Source organism: Arthrobacter sp. 05L428, from assembly GCF_056397665.1.
On the sequence record NZ_JBFTNW010000001.1, the window covers coordinates 1354605 to 1371669 of the forward strand.

At 64.6% G+C, this 17065-nt stretch carries 13 protein-coding genes; 5 read left to right on the top strand and 8 right to left on the bottom strand.

Annotated elements, in window-relative coordinates; all coding sequences use genetic code 11:
• Positions 1–24 precede the first annotated feature (24 nt).
• Complete coding sequence (locus AC1DH3_RS06265; RefSeq protein ID WP_441417808.1) at positions 25–1377, bottom strand: O-antigen ligase family protein; 1353 nt, start codon at positions 1375–1377, stop codon at positions 25–27.
• Positions 1378–1607: 230 nt separating this feature from the next.
• Here AC1DH3_RS06265 and AC1DH3_RS06270 point away from each other — a divergent pair, with 230 nt between their 5' ends.
• The 3 genes from AC1DH3_RS06270 (at position 1608) to AC1DH3_RS06280 (ending at position 5716) form a co-directional block, all read left to right on the top strand.
• Entirely contained in the window at positions 1608–3179 is a 1572-nt protein-coding gene (locus AC1DH3_RS06270) for a hypothetical protein (RefSeq protein WP_476908826.1), read from the top strand.
• Complete coding sequence (locus AC1DH3_RS06275) at positions 3176–4762, top strand: lipopolysaccharide biosynthesis protein (RefSeq protein WP_476908827.1); 1587 nt, start codon at positions 3176–3178, stop codon at positions 4760–4762. The genes AC1DH3_RS06270 and AC1DH3_RS06275 overlap by 4 nt, the downstream gene beginning before the upstream one ends.
• 63 nt (positions 4763–4825) lie before the next feature.
• Positions 4826–5716: a sulfotransferase family protein gene (locus AC1DH3_RS06280; protein ID WP_476908828.1), complete on the top strand. Its 891-nt coding sequence runs from the start codon at positions 4826–4828 to the stop codon at positions 5714–5716.
• A gap of 8 nt (positions 5717–5724) precedes the next feature.
• On the opposite strand, the gene AC1DH3_RS06285 is transcribed toward AC1DH3_RS06280, so the two are convergent.
• Positions 5725–7089, bottom strand: coding sequence for a hypothetical protein (locus tag AC1DH3_RS06285; RefSeq protein ID WP_441417812.1), 1365 nt, complete (start codon positions 7087–7089; stop codon positions 5725–5727).
• A gap of 387 nt (positions 7090–7476) precedes the next feature.
• On the opposite strand from AC1DH3_RS06285, the gene AC1DH3_RS06290 reads away from it, so the two are divergent.
• The gene (locus AC1DH3_RS06290) at positions 7477–8958 is read left to right on the top strand and encodes a carbohydrate binding domain-containing protein (protein WP_476908829.1); all 1482 of its coding nucleotides are present in this window, start codon (positions 7477–7479) and stop codon (positions 8956–8958) included.
• A gap of 16 nt (positions 8959–8974) precedes the next feature.
• Here AC1DH3_RS06290 and AC1DH3_RS06295 read toward each other — a convergent pair whose 3' ends face one another.
• Genes AC1DH3_RS06295 through AC1DH3_RS06320 form a run of 6 tightly spaced genes read right to left on the bottom strand, consistent with a single transcriptional unit; the run spans position 8975 to position 14741 of the window.
• Complete coding sequence (locus tag AC1DH3_RS06295; protein ID WP_476908830.1) at positions 8975–9889, bottom strand: glycosyltransferase family 2 protein; 915 nt, start codon at positions 9887–9889, stop codon at positions 8975–8977.
• The gene (locus AC1DH3_RS06300) at positions 9889–11220 is read right to left on the bottom strand and encodes a glycosyltransferase (protein ID WP_441417815.1); all 1332 of its coding nucleotides are present in this window, start codon (positions 11218–11220) and stop codon (positions 9889–9891) included. Before AC1DH3_RS06300 ends, AC1DH3_RS06295 begins: the two co-directional genes overlap by 1 nt.
• The gene (gene pssD, locus AC1DH3_RS06305; protein ID WP_441417816.1) at positions 11220–11726 is read right to left on the bottom strand and encodes a PssD/Cps14F family polysaccharide biosynthesis glycosyltransferase; all 507 of its coding nucleotides are present in this window, start codon (positions 11724–11726) and stop codon (positions 11220–11222) included. The genes AC1DH3_RS06300 and pssD overlap by 1 nt, the downstream gene beginning before the upstream one ends.
• Positions 11727–11777: 51 nt before the next feature.
• Complete coding sequence (locus AC1DH3_RS06310) at positions 11778–13019, bottom strand: sulfate adenylyltransferase subunit 1 (RefSeq protein ID WP_441417817.1); 1242 nt, start codon at positions 13017–13019, stop codon at positions 11778–11780.
• Positions 13019–13939, bottom strand: coding sequence for a sulfate adenylyltransferase subunit CysD (gene cysD / locus AC1DH3_RS06315; RefSeq protein ID WP_441417818.1), 921 nt, complete (start codon positions 13937–13939; stop codon positions 13019–13021). The genes AC1DH3_RS06310 and cysD overlap by 1 nt, the downstream gene beginning before the upstream one ends.
• The gene (locus AC1DH3_RS06320; RefSeq protein WP_441417819.1) at positions 13932–14741 is read right to left on the bottom strand and encodes a 3'(2'),5'-bisphosphate nucleotidase CysQ; all 810 of its coding nucleotides are present in this window, start codon (positions 14739–14741) and stop codon (positions 13932–13934) included. The genes cysD and AC1DH3_RS06320 overlap by 8 nt, the downstream gene beginning before the upstream one ends.
• Before the next feature lie 732 nt (positions 14742–15473).
• Between AC1DH3_RS06320 and AC1DH3_RS06325 the strand changes: the two genes are divergently transcribed.
• The coding region (locus AC1DH3_RS06325; RefSeq protein ID WP_476908831.1) for a PKD domain-containing protein at positions 15474–17065 on the top strand (1592 nt) is incomplete at its 3' end.

Genomic DNA, 17065 nt, shown 5'->3' on the forward strand with positions numbered 1-17065 from the left:
CCTTGATATCGTTGCGGAGCTCGCTTAGAAGTTCGATGGGAACACCCCTTTGCCCGGCGGTCGCAGCCCCCGTTTCAGTGCGGCTGCCTTTTGCAGGCCGATTGACCCTGCGATCAGCATAAGCGCCAGGCCCGACGTGAGCATGCCGTAGTAGAACACTTCCACTAGCGACACCAGCAGGACGGTGTTGCAGGCCAGGCCCACCGGGTCCGAGAGCCGCAGTGTATAGAAGAACATGACGGCGAACGTGAGCAGGAAGAAGGCTGCCGCAAGGAAGCCGTGGGAATAGAGCACCATCCAGATCTGACCTTGTGTTCCCACCGACGGTGCGCCAATGGTGACGGATGGCCTGGGGGCCCCGAAACCAAAAATGGGTGACTTCAGCGTTTCGTTCAGGGCCTCGGCGTAGAGGGACTCCCTGTCCTCGGTGGTGCTGCTGACGCCGAGCCGGTTCTGCAGGCGTTCGGTGACGGGAAGGACCTGGACGATGATCGCCACCAGGATCCCCATACCCAGCAGCGCGCCAAGGCCCTTCCGGTTTCCTGCCAGTGCCATCCGCATGGCGGCGTAGAGCAGCGCGATGCCAAGACCCAGGAACATGCCCCGGTTAAGGGTCAGGAACGCCGGGATGAAGGAGACCGGAATGGCCGCCAGCACCAGCCAAAAGCGGCGGCTCCTGCGGATCTGCCAGAGGTAGCCCACCACCAGCGGCAGGAGCAGAGAATATGCGGCGCCCCAATTGTTTGTGTACAGGAAAGGCGCGCTGGGCCGTGGGTCGATGTAGCTCCAGGCGGTGGGATTAAACTGCGTCAGCCGCCGGATGGCCATCTGGTTCACCAGCTCGTTCCGCATCAGGGATTGCGGCAAAACGAAGCTCAGCGGGGTGTGGATGACCACAGTGGGAAATAGAAGTCCCAAATAGCCGCCCAGCACAACGACCGCCCAGAACACCGTCAGGCAGCCGAGCACGTACTGCACCTTCAGGTGCGCTTTGGCGTTATAGACATAGACGAAAATGACAGTCAGCGCCAGATAAACCAGCAGCCGGTAAACAAATCCGAGCATCCGATCCGGTGAATCGATAGCGATGGACGAACACGTCATCCAGAGGAGGAAAAGCACCCACACCGAAAATCCTTTCGGCACCCGCACCGAACGGAATCGCACCAAATACAGGAACATGATTCCGCCGACGCCGATCCAAATGAGATCGCTGAGGCCGGCGAGCCACCAAAGGGGGTAACCCAGGAAGATCAGCGCAAACGGCCAGCGCGGCAACTCGGCGGTGGCCCCGGGTCGTTCCCGATCCTGGCGCTGAACGAAGGTTCGGTGCGGTGCCGCGACGCCGGCTGTCGCGGCCGGGAGGTCCGTTGTCATGCCTGGCGTCCTCTTAGGAAGGTATCGGGCTGGTTGGCTATCGGCGTTCAGTATGACAACCGGCACAATGCTGGGCAACGAGTAGTTCCTAAGTAGTACCTGCACACAAATACCTATATGCCCCCGGCCGGCCGGGTTATATCGTCGTGCCATCAGCCCCGGCCCGGCGCTGAGTAAGGTCTCCCGTTTTGGGCGTATTGCCGGCGATCTGTCGGCAGATTGAGGAACAAATGGACGAGAATTCTTCCGTCGGACTCGGTCACTACGCGGTAGTTTTGCGACGGCAATGGAAAACCATCGCACTGGTCACCCTCCTGGGAATCGGCGCCTCCGCGGTCTACCTGGGCTTGACGCCGACTTCCGTGACGGCTTCCACCGTTGTCAACCTCAACGTCATCACCACCGACCCTTTTAACCCCGCCAAAGCGAGCTCAGCATTGCTTGACGCCTCCACGGAACAGCAGCTGGCAAGCTCCTTCGTGGTGGCCCAGTCCGCCGCGGCCAACCTGGCCCACGGCGACTCCGTCGCGGCGCTCCGGGCCGGGGTGAATGTCACGACGTTGGCCAACGGTACGACGATGGCGATTTCCTACACTTCGAGCACGGCGCAGAACGCCAGGGCGGGCGCGGATGCGCTCGCCAATTCTTACCTCTCCTACCGCCAAGGCCAGGCTGAGGAACGGAAGTCCAAGCTCCAGGGCCAGCTTCAGCAGCAGCTGTCGGGCCTGCAGAAGGCTCTCCCGCGCGCCGGTGGCAGTGCACCCTCGATCCTCGCCCAGATCGGGAGTGTCCAGTCGCAGCTGAACCAGCTGTCCCTGATCGACACGAACGGCGGTACGGTACTGAACCCGGCGGCACAGAACGAGGTGAGCTATCACCCCCAGCCGGTGACGGTGATGCTCACCGGCTCGCTGGCCGCCTTCGTGTTGGGGCTGGTGCTTGCGTTCGCCGTCAATATGCTGGACCGGCGCGTCCGGGACTGGTACGACGTGCGCGGGGCGGGCGCGGGCCCCCTGCTGGTCCGGTTGAGCGCCTCCCGCGCAACGATGCCTGCCGCGGGCGCGGACCTGGACCAGTTCCGTGTGGTGCGTGAACGGCTCCTGGCGAGCTCAAACAACCGGCTGCGCACCCTGACAGTCATCGATGAGACTCAACATTCGCGGCCCTCGGACGTGGCTGCCAACCTTGCGGTCGTGCTGGCTGAGGCTGGAACCCGCGTCGAGTTGATCATGATGGGGGCCTCGGAGGACCAAATGAGGGTCCTGACGGCCGGACTACAGCTGGACAGCCATGCTGCCGGAACCGACGGCCGCCTCTTCAGATCCGGCCTCGTACAGTCCCTCTCGGTGTTCCAGCCACAACGCGGACGGACAATCTTCGACGCCGATGACTTCGTGACCGAAGCGGTCCGCCGGGAACTCATTGGACGCGACTCGGGCCAGGTGATCATTCTGGCTCTGCCGCCGTCAGCACCGCATTCGAGCCGTCTGGCAGCCGGTCGTCTCTCCGATTTCGTTCTGCTTGTCGGGGAATGCCTGCGGACCCGGATCGATGCGCTGGCTCTGAACGCCGCCGAAATGAGCGACATCGAGGCACAGCTCGCGGGAACAGTACTGGTCCCATCCGGGCGAAGGATCCTTGACCCGGAAGCCTCCGCGAAGGAGGGCCGGCACCGGGAAGTCAAAAGCTTGCCCAAAGCGGCCGCCCAGGGAACAGTCTCCAAGGCGCTCCTCGCGGAGTCAGCTTCCAAGGCGTCCGTTTCCGATTCAATTTCCAAAGCCGGAAGCCTCAAGTCGTCGTGAGCGCCGCCGGGGTGGAGCAGGAAGTTGACCGGGGGGCTTCCCCCCACAGCGCGGAACGCCGGCAGGCCGCACGCGGCGGCATCATCGGAATCCTGGGAGCTGCGATCGGCTCAGTCATGGGCTTTGCGCTGACGTTCATCCTTGCGCGTGCACTGGGCGAAGCGGGCTCCGGCGTCGTGCTGCAGACCATCGCCATCTTCACCATCGTGCTGGGCCTGGCGAAAGCCGGCATGGATACCGCTGCCGTCTGGGTACTCCCCCGCCTGCAGATCTCGGACCGGTCCAAGCTCCGGGGCGCCACCATGGCCCTGCTCGTTCCCACCGCCGTGGTCGGGATCCTGTTGGCACTGCTGATGGCCGTGCTTGCGCCCCAACTCGGCACCGGGCGTGACGCCGACAGCCAACAGCTAGTGCAGGCGGTGCAGGGGGCAAGCTGGTTCCTGCCCGCGGCCGCGATCATGGTGGTTGCGCTTGCCGCAACCCGCGGCCTGGGGAGCATTGTGCCGTATGCGGCCATCGGCAACATCGGCCTGCCGGTCGCCCGCCCCCTGCTGGTGCTGGGCGCCCTCGGACTCGGTGCCCTGGGCCTGGGCACGATCCCGGTGCTGGCATCCATCGCATGGGCTGCGCCCGCGGCGATCGGAATGTTGGCGGCCCTGATGGTTCTGTGGCGGCGCGTCGACGCGCACGAACGGGGTGCCGGCGGACGGGGGACCCTGTGGCCGGACCGTGGGCTCAACGTCCAGATATGGAAGTTTGCGTTACCCCGATGGTTCTCGTCGGGCGTGGAGCAGTCGATCATCTGGTTCGATGTGGTGCTGGTGGGCCTGATCGCAGGGGCCGGGGCAGCTGGCGTCTACGGGGCCGCCAGCCGCTTCATCAGCGTAGGGCTCATCGTCTCCACCGCCATGAGGATGGTGATATCGCCGCGGTTCAGTGCCCTGCTCAGCGAGAACAAGACGCGCCAGGTTCAGGATCTTTACTCCACAACGGTCAGCTGGATAGTGCTGCTGGGGGCGCCGATCTATGCGCTGTTCATGTTTTTCGCCCCGACCGTCCTTGGCTGGCTGGGCCCCGGTTTCGAGAGCGGGAGCACGGCACTAATGGTGCTGTGCGTTGGCGCCATAGCGTTCCTGATGGCCGGGAATGTGGACGCGCTGCTCATGATGAGCGGCAGAAGCGGGTGGATGGCCGCGAACAAGGTGGTTGTGCTGGTCCTGAACGTGATCGGGAACCTGTGGCTGGTTCCCCTCTGGGGCATCACGGGGGCGGCAGTTTCCTGGGCCTTCAGCCTCCTGCTGGACTCGGTGCTAGCCTCCGTGGAAAGCCGTATCTTCCTGGGCATCAAGTTCGGCGCGCGGCGGGTTTTCTACGCTCTGTTTGTCGCCGGCGCCTGTGTTGCACCGGTCAGCGTGCTGACCAGGGTGCTGATGGGCCAGTCAACGGCGGCCGTATTTGTTGCCGGGTCCGCCAGCATGGCCGCTCTCGCCACGTGGTGCTGGCTGGACAGAAAGCGGCTGCACCTGGACGACCTTGCCCTCCTGTCCCGCACCGTGCGCCGTAAAACCGCGACCGCCACCTAGTCCCTCCCCTCCCTGGAATCCCTTCCTGCTGTAACCACTCACTAGACCAATGAGGAATCTGCAATGCTTGGACTCAGCGACATCAAAGACGCAGCACCACGGTGGATGAAGGATGCCGGTGACCTGGTCACCCGGTCCTACGCCAAGGGGACCGTGGGAGCGAGGCCAGCGCCGGACTTCCTGATCGTCGGCGCAAAGCGCGGCGGCACAACCTCCCTGTACAACTACCTCTTGATGCACCCCGGCGTCCTGGGGCTCTTTCCACAGGTGCGGGGCAAGAAGAGTACTGATTACTTCTTCAAGGAGCGCGGGCGAGGCGAGCTCTGGTATCGCTCGCACTTCCACACGGAGTCGTACCGCAATCTGCTGTCCCGGAAACTGGGCTACCGTCCGATCAGCGGGGAGGCGTCCCCGTATTATCTCTGGGACCCCCGGATCGCAATGCAGGTGCGCGCGGTCGCCCCCGATATCAAGGCGATAGCGCTGCTGAGAGATCCAGTGGAACGCGCCTACTCCCATTACCAGGAAAGGGTCCAGAACGGCGTCGAGCCGCTCAGCTTCGAGGCGGCGCTGGCCGCCGAGGACGCGAGGCTTGAGGGCGAGTCCGGGAAAATGGCGGCCGACTCCCGGTACTACAGCACCGCCCATGACTTTTACACCTACCGCGCCAGGGGCGTGTATCTGCCCCAGCTGCAGAACTGGCACCGCGCGTTTCCGGAGGGCCAGTTGCTGGTCCTGCGCAGCGAGGATATGTACGACGACGTCCAGGGCGTCTTTAACCGGGTGTGCGATTTCCTTGGCATCCCCCCATATAGCCTGCCAACCACCAAAACGTTCAATGCCAGCGCCCGGTCCACCATGCCCGAGGCCGCCAGAGAAGAACTCACGTCCTATTACGCCCCGCACAACAAGGAACTTGCGGATTATCTCCAGCGGGATCCGCTCTGGGCCTGAGCGGATCCCTAGGCCGGCGGTGCCGTGGACGCAGCCGGGCCGGCAGGTGACTCCTCAACCGCTCCTTGCCCATCAAGGGCATCAAGGAGGCCCTGGGCGGCGCCGAGCAGGTCGATCAGCTCCCGCACGGAGATCCAAGACGAGGCCCAGCCGCCGTTGCGGACAGCCAGCGTCCACGCCCGTTCGGCTACCACCATCGCGTAGACCCCCGCCAGCACGGGCCAGGCGTCCCGCCGAACACCCGCTGCCTCGAAAAACGGTCCGGCGTCCGCCATGGCACGGAGCAGATTGGCTGCCATCGGACCCTCGCCGCGTTCGCGCCTGACACTGAACATCCAGTGCACGGCGTCCAGGCCGGCGACCGCATCGGGCTCGCACGACTCCCAGTCCCAGCACCACAGGAGACCCTTGGAATCCCTTGCGGTGTTCCAGGGAACAAGGTCACCGTGCCAGCGTTCGGCCACCGGCAACAACGGATCCCCGGCGCGCAACAACTCTTCCAGGCGGGCCAGGGCCTGCGCCAACTCCGGTTCAGACGCCGGGTCAAGGGCAGCCAGCCGGCGGCTCAAATTCTGGAAGTGTTCGGTGGAGGACAGCGTGTCCACCCTGCTAACGGGGCACAGGGCGAAGAGCTCCTGAGGGGTGGGGCCCTTGACACGTCCACGCACGGCGCGCACGTCCAGAGGCAGGGGCTCAGTCACCAGATACGAAAACTGACCGTGGGTTCCAACGGCCAGCAGAGCGGGAGCCCGTACCGGCCCGGCCGACGCGCCGACGGCCCTCAACGCACCGATTTCCGTCCGGACAAACTCACTGCTGCTCTCATTCCAGGCCAGTTTGGCATAGCCGGCCGGCTTCCCCGCCCCGTCCACCAGCTGCAGCGTCGGCTTGCGATTATCGCCTTCCCGGATACCTATCGAGGCGAACAATTGGTGACCCGTAGCGTGGAAGTCCGGCCCGGCCTCTCCCTCTGTCATGACGCTGCCGCGCAGCTTGGCCGCCACGGCGGCAAGCGGCAGCGCTTCCCGGGCTCCCCGCGCCACCGGAGCCACGCGCTCCTGAACGCACAACCTGGTCAGGACCGGCCGTATGCCCAGCCGGGCCAACGATCCCAAGAGGATTCGCGCCGTATTGACTTTGCCGCGGCGCAACGCCCGGTACTGGAGCAGACTGGCGGCCGTGACCTGCGGCGTCGCCAGCGGGATCAGCAGCCGCGCCTGTGACGCGTTGGGAAGCACCCAATACGATTCCACGTCGCGCCATTCATCGTCGGCAGCGGGGTTGAGGACAACACGGACCTGACCCGAAGCGACCGGGAGGCGCCAGAGCTGCTCCACCAGAGTGTCCAACGGCGACGTGCCTGTGCCGCTCACAAGGCGTTGTACCCGCCACCGGTTGCGCATAATCGGTCCCTCCGCCGGTTCCCCCAAACTGCCGCCTGCGGCATGTGGTCCCATTGTGCACGATATTGCTTCCCTGATACAGGCCAATTCGTGATACAGGCAATCCGAGACCAGACAGGCTGCAGGATAAACCGTGACTCCACCGGTCGCTGCTTGGACCCGGCTTCCTTCAGCGCTGAAAGCTCCTGACTTGGCACGATCAAAATATTAGTGCTGCGCCGGTGGGAATTTGTTACAAATGTGTTGTAACGTCTCTTCCAATCAACACGGCCGCCTTGGCCTGATTCACAAATCCTGATCGCAGCCGGGTCTCACTGTGCATCGTGATCAACGCCCTCCGGGCCCAGGAGTGACTTCATGAATCGATTGAAAGACGCTAAAGACAACTCAACCGTCGGCAAGGGAACACCTCTGACCCGGCCCGCCGCGGCGCCGCGGAGCACCGGCCGGCGGACACTTGCCGCCGGCGGCGCCACCGTGGCAATCGCCCTGGGGCTTGCCGCGGTGGGCGCCCCTCCGCTTCAGGCCAGTACGGCCGAACTGGTGGTTAACGGCGGTTTCGAAAATGGCACCTCGGGCTGGCGGACCAATGACAGCAGCAATCAGCAGCTTGCCATTGTCAACGGAGGCCATGGGGGCGCGCATGCCGTCGTGCTGACCACCAAAAGCAGCCAGACCGCCGTGCTGAACGACAGTATTAATACGGTCAAGTCCACCAAGGCCGGAACCCGTTACGCCGTGAGCGCCTGGGTCCGCACCGACACCCCTGGCATATCGGGCCAGGTTCGGATCCGCGAGGAACAGGGCAACGTCCCGCTCACCGGTTCGTCCTTTTACCTGACGACGAAGAACTGGACGAAAGTCGCCTTCGATGTCACTGCCGCCTACAGCGGCTCGTCGATGGATCTCAATATCCTGGCGTGGGGCTTGAAGCCGGGCCAGTCTCTTCAGATGGATGACGTCTCCATTCAGGCGGTTCCTGCTGGCACCCCGGCTCCCACCCCGCCGCCTGGCACCCCTGCTCCCGCCCCGGGCAAGACCGTCTTCGGCTCGAGTTTGGGCCAGTCGAGCTCCGGCGGGACGCGTGAGGAGGCCCTGGCGCGGGAGGAAGGCCGGTTCGGTTCGTTGGGCACGGTCCGGCTCTTCGACAACACGGTTCCCTCCAGCTGGTCCTCGCTGAGCACCATGAAGGGCAAATCCCTGGTGATCTCCTTCCGCCCGCCGCCGGCAGACGTGTTGGCAGGAAAATATGACGCGGCCCTGCTGGCCTGGTTCAAGACGGCCCCGCGGGACCAGGAAACCTACTGGTCCTACGTGCACGAACCCGAGGCCGAAATCGCCCAGGGCAAATTCACTGCGGCCGCCTACCGCGCGGCCTGGCAGCACATTGCGCGGCTGGAGGACCAGGCGGACAACGAGCACCTGCACTCCACGCTGATCCTCATGGGATGGACCGTGAACCCGGCTTCGAAGCTGAACTGGAAGGACTACTACCCGGGGGCCGACTACATCAACGTCCTGGCCTGGGATCCCTACAACGACGCCGGGAGCGTCGCCGGTCCCTCGACCTACCCGGACCCGGCCAAGGTCTACGGAGACGTCGTTGCGGTCTCCAAGGGGGCGGGAAAGCCCTTCGGCATTGCCGAGACGGGAAGCCGGCTCATTCCCTCGGACCCCAGCGGGGCGGGACGTGGTGCGTGGCTTACCAAGGTCGGCAAGTACCTGAAGGACAACAATGCCCTCTTCGTGGCGTATTGGGACTCCGCGGTCAAGATCGGCGACTACCGCCTGACGGACGCGCCTTCCGCCGCGGCTTGGCGGAAGCTGGTCAGCGGTTGACCGGCGGCGCCGGCCGCTAAATGCCGCGGCCCCGTTTGTGGAGTGCCTCCATAACGCGGGCCGGAGTCACAATGCCGCACGCGACGGCGGCAGCCAGGGGAACGCGTGGTTCCAAGGGATTGCGTTGGGCAGCCGATACCGCCCAACGCAGGGCCTTTCGCCGCTCACCCATGGCCGCGTGGGCGAACGCCAACTGGCCCCTGATCCGGGCAGCCCCGGCGGGTACCGTGTCGAACTCCGGGTACTTGTCCAGAATCCATGACAGACCATCACACATCGTTTGCCAGCGGCGGAAGAAAAAGGACTGGCTCCCCCACCTGACCATGGCCGAAACCCGGCGGACGTGGGCAATCGGCCCCCGGCGGGAGACCCTCAAGAGAAACTCGTAGTCTTCGCCGAATCCGCCGGGGACGTCTTCATCCACCAGACCGAACCCGTCCAGGACGGCGGAGCGCCGCATCAGGAATGTCGAGGGATGGAGTTCTGTGTGCCGGTCGCGGAGCAGATCGACGAAAGTGATCCAGGACTTCCCCAACGGGCGGTCGTGGGACTGCCCGTCGTAGGAGACCGTAATATCGCAGGTCACGAACTCAGTGCCGGGACTGTCCGCCAGCACCTGCACCTGCGCCTCGATCTTGTGCCCTAGCCAGAGGTCGTCGTCGTCACAGAACGCGATGAACTCCCCCGTTGCTGCCTCGATGCCGCTGTTGCGGGCACCGGCCAGTCCCGGCTTCCGCCCGTTGGTCAGAACACGCACGCTTCGGGAAGCTGATTCCTCGGCGAGGGAATAGTCAGGGTCGGACTGGTCGAAGACCACCAGGACTTCGATGAATCCGGCGTAGGTCTGCGCCAGCACGGCGCTGACCGCCTGTCGCAGCATCTCCGGGCGGTCCCTCGTGGCAATTATGGCCGTGACCCGGTCCATGGTCATCACCACCCTGCAACGGGGTCGGGTACGGAGTTGGTGCGACGGGCGGCCATGGCGTGACGTGCAGCCATGGCGTGGAACGGCCCCGTGGGCCGGCCGATCCGGCCAGCGGCACCATCGGCGGCGCCGTCGCCGGCACTGCCACCGGGCAGTCCTAACTCGGTCCAGGCCCCTGCGACGACTTGCTTATCGTTTGCGGCCGACGGCGGCAGGCTGGCCCGGGGAATGTGGTGGCGGCTCAATGCGTGGGCCGCCCATGCTGCGCTCAGCCAGGACGGTTTGTCCCGCATGGCTGCGGTCCGCGTCTTGGACCAGAACGGAGCAGCCGTGGCGATCTCGAGGAATCGGAGGTCGATCTCTCGATTATGGCTCAGCGCGTAGGCCAGCGTTGGGTCCTCGCCTGAGTCGACCAGGACGTCTGCACCTGAGACATCCCTGGCAGCAGCATAGATGGCCTGGTAATAACCGCTGTACCGGGCCAGCTGCAGCCGTCCTTCCCGCCTTCCAGCCAGCGCCGCCGGCCCCAACCTCCGTGCCGGCATGGCGGCGTCGGCAAGCCTGCTGACACCGCGGACATCGACTTCGTCCCAACCGCCGAACGCGGACTTGCCGACGGCCTTCCAGAACCCGCACTCATGGAAGGGAACGCCACAGCTGCAATCCTCGTTGTCGAGGATGCCGCGCTGCCAGAGCTGGCGCGTATCGCCGAGGACAGCCACTGAGGCGCGGCCCCCGACCGACTCCAGCACGGTGTCCACGGAGTGGGCCGGAGCAGCAACATACAGCACCACGGGCGCTCCGACGGAGGCGCGGTTCGTCGAGGTCCGGCGCTTGTGCAGCAGTGCGGCCAGCTTCTGCGCGGCCTCGTCGGCGCCGAAGGTTTCGGTCTCCATCAGGAGACGGGTTCCCGCGCCGTTCTCCGCCGACGCGGCCACATGGGCGTCCAGTTCCGGCGCCGACTCCACGCAAATGGCGAGGCCCCTCTCGGCGGACCAGCGCGTGAACCGTTGCTGATGGTCATCGACATGTTCCCCGTATTGCGGGTCCCGGGGAAACACCAATGGGAGGTGGCCGGCCTTTCGCGCCTCTGAAATCGTGGCAGGGCCACCGTGAAGAATGACGATCTCACTGCTCTCCAACAGGTTGGCCAGCTCCTTGGGCGAGACGAAGTCCCGGCCGGCGGCAATACGCGGTGGTGCGCTGTGGCCGTACTGAACCATCACCCGGTCCGACGGATTCGCCTGGGCCCACTTGTCGGCCCAGTCGATGATTCTCTTGAACGGATGGCAGTCGGTTCCCACCAGTACCGTTATTGTCCTGGATGCCCTGCTCATCAGAGGAGTCTTCCCAGCAACTGCGCATCCGGGTACAGACCAAGTTGGTCCCGCCACTGGACAAGCATGAGATCCGAGAAGGGGCGGCAGAGCCGGCCGGTCAAGGTGGGGCTCTCAACCCTGTCGAAGACCTCTATGTACACAGTCGCGATGCCCAGAGCCCTGGCCGCGACGAAGAACGGGAAAGCGCTCCCGGCGCCGGTGGAGACGACGACGGTGGGGAGAAAGCGGCGAATCACGAGATAGGCAAGCCAGGCGTTCCTGAGCAGATTGGGAATATTGCGTGTAGTAGGCGAGAACGCCCATGAAACGTCGGTCTCCGCCTCGAGGTTCGACTTCGCATCCTCGGTGGGAAAGGTGACCCACGCCCGCTCATGCGCAGACCACCAGGGGCGCAGCGACATCAGCTGCGCCAGATGACCGCCGCTGGAACCCACCAGCAGAATCCGCTCAGTGCCCGGTGTCGCAGCACGCGGACCCTCCTGAAAAACTTTCCCTGACCTCATTGCTTTTGATCCTCCCCGATAAGTGACGCGTGATGGCCCCGGCCAGTGGCTTCAGATGATCATTCCGGCGCCGACGGTACTGTGGGTGTTTTCGTCAATCAGTACAAATCCGCCCGTTTCACGGTTCCGCCGGTACTCGTCGGTCAGCAGCGGCGTCGTCGTCCGCAGCCGGACGCGGCCGATGGAGTTCAGCCCAAGTTCGGGGGCGGATTCGTCCCGGTGCAGGGTGTTGACGTTGAGTTCGTACTGCACGGACTGCACCAGGGCCCTGGTGTTGCGGGTGGTGTGCTTGAGGGCCAGCTTTTGCCCGGGCCGGAGAGGCTCCTCACTCATCCACGCGACCATGGCATCGATATCCTGGGACACGCTCGGCTGATTGTGCGGCCGGCAGATCATGTCCCCGCGCGAAATGTCGATGTCATCCTCCAGCCGGACTGTCACAGACATCGGCGCAAACGCCTCGTCCACCGGACCATCGGCGGTTTCGATGGACGCGATGCGGCTGGGCAGCCCGCTGGGCAACACGATCACGTCGTCCCCGGTTCGCATCACCCCGCCGGCGATCTTGCCCGCATAGCCGCGGTAGTCGTGGTGCTCGCTGGTGTGCGGCCGGATTACGTACTGCACAGGGAACCGTCCGTCCACCAGGTTCCTGTCGCTGGCGATGTATACGTTCTCCAAGTGGTTGAGCAGTGAACCGCCCTCGTACCAGGGCATGTTCTCCGAGCGGTCCACGACGTTATCCCCGTGCAGGGCGGAGACGGGGATGACGGTCAGGTCTGCGATCTGCAGCTTTGCCGCAAACTCCGTGAACTCCCGCCGGATGTCCTCGTAGACCTGGCGCGAGTAACCCACGAGGTCCATCTTGTTGACGGCCAGCACAAGGTGTGGAACCTGGAGCAGGGAAACCAGAAAGGCGTGGCGGCGGCTCTGCTCAACGAGTCCCTTCCTGGCGTCTACCAGCACAATCGCCAGGTCCGCGGTGGAGGCCCCGGTCACCATGTTCCGGGTGTACTGGATGTGGCCGGGGGTGTCCGCAATGATGAATTTCCGCGACGGGGTGGCGAAATACCGATACGCGACGTCGATGGTTATGCCCTGTTCCCGCTCGGCCCGCAGCCCGTCCGTCAGCAGCGACAGTTCTGTGTATTCCGAGCCCATTTCACGGCTGGTCCGCTCAACTCCTTCCAGCTGGTCGCTGAAGATGGACTTGGAGTCGTACAGCAGGCGACCGATCAGGGTACTCTTGCCGTCGTCGACCGATCCGGCAGTGGCAAATCGCAGCAGGTCCATCAGAAGTAGCCTTCTTTCTTTCGGTCTTCCATCGCCGCTTCGCTGACCCGGTCATCGCCGCGGGTTGCCCCGCGTTCGGTTATCCGGGAGGCAGCGACTTCTTCGAGGACCAGCTCTACGGTGTCGGCATGGGATCGGACGGCGGCGGTCAGGGTGGCATCCCCCACCGTGCGGTAGCGGACCGATTCCGTGAATGTCGGCTCGTGGGCGGCGGGTTGGCAGAGCTCGTTAGCTGCGAACAGCATGCCGTTGCGCTCGAAAACCTCGCGCTGGTGGGCGTAGTAGAGGGAGGGCACTTCGATGCCTTCGGCCGCGATGTACTCCCAAATATCGAGCTCGGTCCAATTGGACAGCGGAAACACCCTGATGCTTTCACCCAAGTGGACCTTGGCATTGAACAGGTTCCACAACTCGGGACGCTGTTTCTTGGGGTCCCATTGGCCGAACTCGTCCCGGAAGGAGAAGATGCGCTCCTTGGCCCGGGCCTTTTCCTCATCCCTGCGGGCACCGCCCAGCAGGGCGGTGAAGCCGTTCTTCTCCGCCGTTTCCAGCAGCACCGGGGTCTGTATCCGGTTCCGGGAGCCGTTCGGCTCTTCCCGAACAATCCCACGCTCAATGGCGTCCTGAACGGATCCGATCACCAGGTTCAATCCGTACCGGGCCACCATGCGGTCCCGGAGTTCAAGCACCTCCGGGAAGTTGTGGCCGGTGTCGATATGGAGCACCGGAAACGGTATACGGGCAGGAGCGAACGCCTTACCGGCGAGGTGCAGCATGACGATCGAATCTTTCCCGCCGGAAAACATCAGCGCCGGGTGCTCGATCTCCGCCACCACTTCCCGGAGGATGTAGATGGCCTCGGACTCGAGAACCTCAAGCTGGGAAAGAATGCGCCTAGGGCTTTCGGTCACGTCACGCACCGGCGTGTCCTTTCGTTTGGGGGCTTTGCTGTTTTGCCCTGCCGATTGCTGCCAACACCAGTCCGCTGAGTTCCGGGCGGCAGACCAGCAGGTCCGGGAGGTAGGGGTTTTCCTGGTTGTACCGCGGTGCCGAGCCGTCGAGGCGGCTCACATGCAGTCCGGCGGCACGGGCGACGACGACGGGTGCGGCGGAATCCCATTCGTACTGGCCGCCGTCGTGCAGGTAAAGGTCGACTTCGCCGCTGGCGACGGCGCACGTTTTAAACCCGGCTGAGCCCATCGGAATTAGGGTGGCGTTGATGTCTGCGGCCACGGAGCCGGCGATTTCCGGCGCTCTGCTCCGGGACACGGCCATTCTCAGACCCGTGTGGGGAGCGGCGGATCCGCCGCCGTCCTCGCCCGTCAGGACCATGTCCAGCCGGGGAAGCGCGACTGCGCCGGCCGTCAGCTCGCCTTCCTGCCACAGTGCGACGTGCACTGCCCAGTCGCGGCGGCCTTCGGAAAATTCGCGGGTCCCGTCCAACGGGTCAATGATCCATACCCGTTCGGCCCGCAGGCGCGAGACCTGGTCCGGCGCCTCCTCGGAGAGGACCTGGTCCTTGGGCCGGGTGCGGAGCAGCATCTTCTTCAGGAATTGATGGGAGCGCCTGTCCCCCTCCGCGCCCAGGGATTTGGGGGTGAAGGTGGTGTCCCGGCCCTGCAGGGTCCTCAGGAGGTCTCCGGCCCCTTCAGCCAGCGCCGCGGCCAGCTTGGCATCCGACAGTTCGGCGCTGATGGGACGCTCGTGTTTGAGCAAAGGCATGATTCCCCCGTTTTAGTAAGCGCCGGCTGGGTTCTTCATCATCGTGGCGTTGGGCCGCAGGATGATGTCGCCGGCGAGAGACCAGTTTTTTTACGTAGTACAAATCGAGGCGGACGCTGGATTGCCAGTTGAGTTGCGGCCCGCCGAATCTGCCACATGCCGGGATGGCGGTTCGGCCGGCACTGTCCCCGCCGTCTGCGACCGGGCCGACGGCCGGGACACGGTGGCCGCAGCGCGCCGAAACTTGCCAGGACAAGCTGGAAAAGCCCGTCACGGAGCCGATGTTCGAAGAGCACATTGTCGAGACCTACTCAGTACCCAGAGGTGTTTGCTGACTGGATGTATCAAACAAACCTAGGAGTGCCTCCGGCCGGGCACGCGAGTAAGCAGTACGCGTCTTTTCCGGCAGTCTCATCGCGTATTTGGCCCGGACTACTGGGCCGGCCATTGATGGGCGGGTACGGACCACTCGCAAAGGCCCGGCCCTACTTGGCCGGCGAACCCCGGCCGAACGCAGGTCCCGTGAGTCCGCAGCGCCGCCGCGGATTCGCGCGGATTTACAGTGCGAATTCACGGCGGCACGCGTGCTGGACAACCGGATGCCCCACTTGTAGCCTTTCGGTACCCGAGACGGTTTGGAGCGGCTACCGGCACCCGGATCTGGGCCACCCGAACCGTGATTGCGGCAGGAACGGTCTCCAGGATTAGCTGTCCTAATGCGAGGAGATGTCGGTGAAGCTCAAGCTCGTTTCAGCTCTGGCCGCCATCGCGCTGTCCCTGACCTTCACCGCAGCCGCCGCGGAAACGGTCGCGGCCGCTACCCCCTTCAGCTTCGCCGTGATCGGGGACACTCCCTACGGCTCCACGCAGCTTAGCGTTTTCCCGCAGCGGATCGGGCAGATCAATGCGGATCCCCAAGTGCAGCTGGTGACCCATCTCGGCGACATCGGTGGCCCGCCTAATTGCTCCGACTCGTACTACGCGAACATCAGGGCGAATTTCGACACTTTTGCCGATCCGCTGGTCTATACGCCCGGCGACAATGAATGGGCCGACTGTTCGGGTGCCTCCGTGGGTGCCGCCAATCCGCTCGACCGCCTGGCCGCCCTGCGCCAGGTCTTTTTCCCGGCTCCCGGCACTACGCTCGGACGGAACGCGGCCAGCGTCACGGCACAGTCCGGCTATCCGGAGAACGTGCTCTACGACCGGGAAGGCCTCACGTTCGCCGCGGTGCACATCGTGGGCTCGGCCAACGATCTGGCAACCTGGAGCGGATATTCAGCGCCGACGAGTGCCCAGACCGCCGAAGTCAACGCACGAACCGACGCTGGCATTGCCCTCATTCACGCTGCCTTCCAACGTGCCACCGCGAACGCCAGCCGTGCCGTGGTCTTCACGACCCAGGCCGATATGTTCAAGGGAACCCCGAGCCGCACCGCCTACGAACCGTTGGTGAAAGCCTTCGCCTCCGAATCCCTGGCCTATCAACTCCCGGTTTTCCTCTTCAACGGGGACACTCACAGCTTCGCCAGCGACCGCCCGCTGACGTCGTCGACGTGGCTGTCGTACTACGGACTCACCACCCCGGTCCCGAACTTTTCCAGGATCACGGTGGAAGGCGGAGCAACGATGGATGAATGGCTGAAGGTGACTGTCGTCGACACCTCGGCCGTCCTTGCGGTGCAGCGCGTTCCCTTCACGGTGAATGCCGCGCCGGTGGCGTCGTTCACCGCCTCGGCCTCCGGTCTGACCGCGGCTTTCGATGCCAGCGCCTCCACCGACGACGCCGGCATCACCGGCTACGGATGGGCCTTCGGAGACGGCAGCACCGGGACCGGGGTATCGGGCTCCGTCACCGACGTCGTCGTGCCCGCCAAATCAGTGTGGAAATACCGGTACAGCACCACCGCACCGGACCCGGCCTGGAARAACYCCGGCTACAACTCCTCCGCCTGGAACACCGGTCCCGGCGCCCTGGGCTACGGCTCAACYCCGYTGGGAACCAACCTCAACCCYTCCGCCACCACCAGCGCCCGSCCCCTGGCCGCCTACTTCCTGCGCAGCTTCTCCATCCCCACCGCCTCCGCCGTCACCGCGCTCAAACTCACCACCGTCGCCGACGACGGCGTCGTCATCTACGTCAACGGCACCGAAGTCGGCCGCACCCGCATGCCCACCGGCACTGTCACCATCAACACCTACGCCACCGCAGCAATCCCCACCTCCAACGCCAACGCCGCCCCGGTCACCTTCAACGTCCCACTCTCCCTGCTGGTCAACGGAACCAACACCATCGCCGCCGAAACCCACCTGAACTACCACGC

What these genes read in the sequence shown, in the direction of transcription:
- AC1DH3_RS06290 (WP_476908829.1), top strand. Translation starts at nt 7,477, where the DNA reads ATGAATCGATTGAAAGACGCTAAAGACAACTCAACCGTCGGCAAGGGA.
- pssD (WP_441417816.1), bottom strand. Translation starts at nt 11,726, where the DNA reads ATGAGGTCAGGGAAAGTTTTTCAGGAGGGTCCGCGTGCTGCGACACCG.
- AC1DH3_RS06295 (WP_476908830.1), bottom strand. Translation starts at nt 9,889, where the DNA reads ATGACCATGGACCGGGTCACGGCCATAATTGCCACGAGGGACCGCCCG.
- AC1DH3_RS06310 (WP_441417817.1), bottom strand. Translation starts at nt 13,019, where the DNA reads ATGGACCTGCTGCGATTTGCCACTGCCGGATCGGTCGACGACGGCAAG.
- AC1DH3_RS06300 (WP_441417815.1), bottom strand. Translation starts at nt 11,220, where the DNA reads ATGAGCAGGGCATCCAGGACAATAACGGTACTGGTGGGAACCGACTGC.
- AC1DH3_RS06320 (WP_441417819.1), bottom strand. Translation starts at nt 14,741, where the DNA reads ATGCCTTTGCTCAAACACGAGCGTCCCATCAGCGCCGAACTGTCGGAT.
- AC1DH3_RS06280 (WP_476908828.1), top strand. Translation starts at nt 4,826, where the DNA reads ATGCTTGGACTCAGCGACATCAAAGACGCAGCACCACGGTGGATGAAG.
- AC1DH3_RS06265 (WP_441417808.1), bottom strand. Translation starts at nt 1,377, where the DNA reads ATGACAACGGACCTCCCGGCCGCGACAGCCGGCGTCGCGGCACCGCAC.
- AC1DH3_RS06270 (WP_476908826.1), top strand. Translation starts at nt 1,608, where the DNA reads ATGGACGAGAATTCTTCCGTCGGACTCGGTCACTACGCGGTAGTTTTG.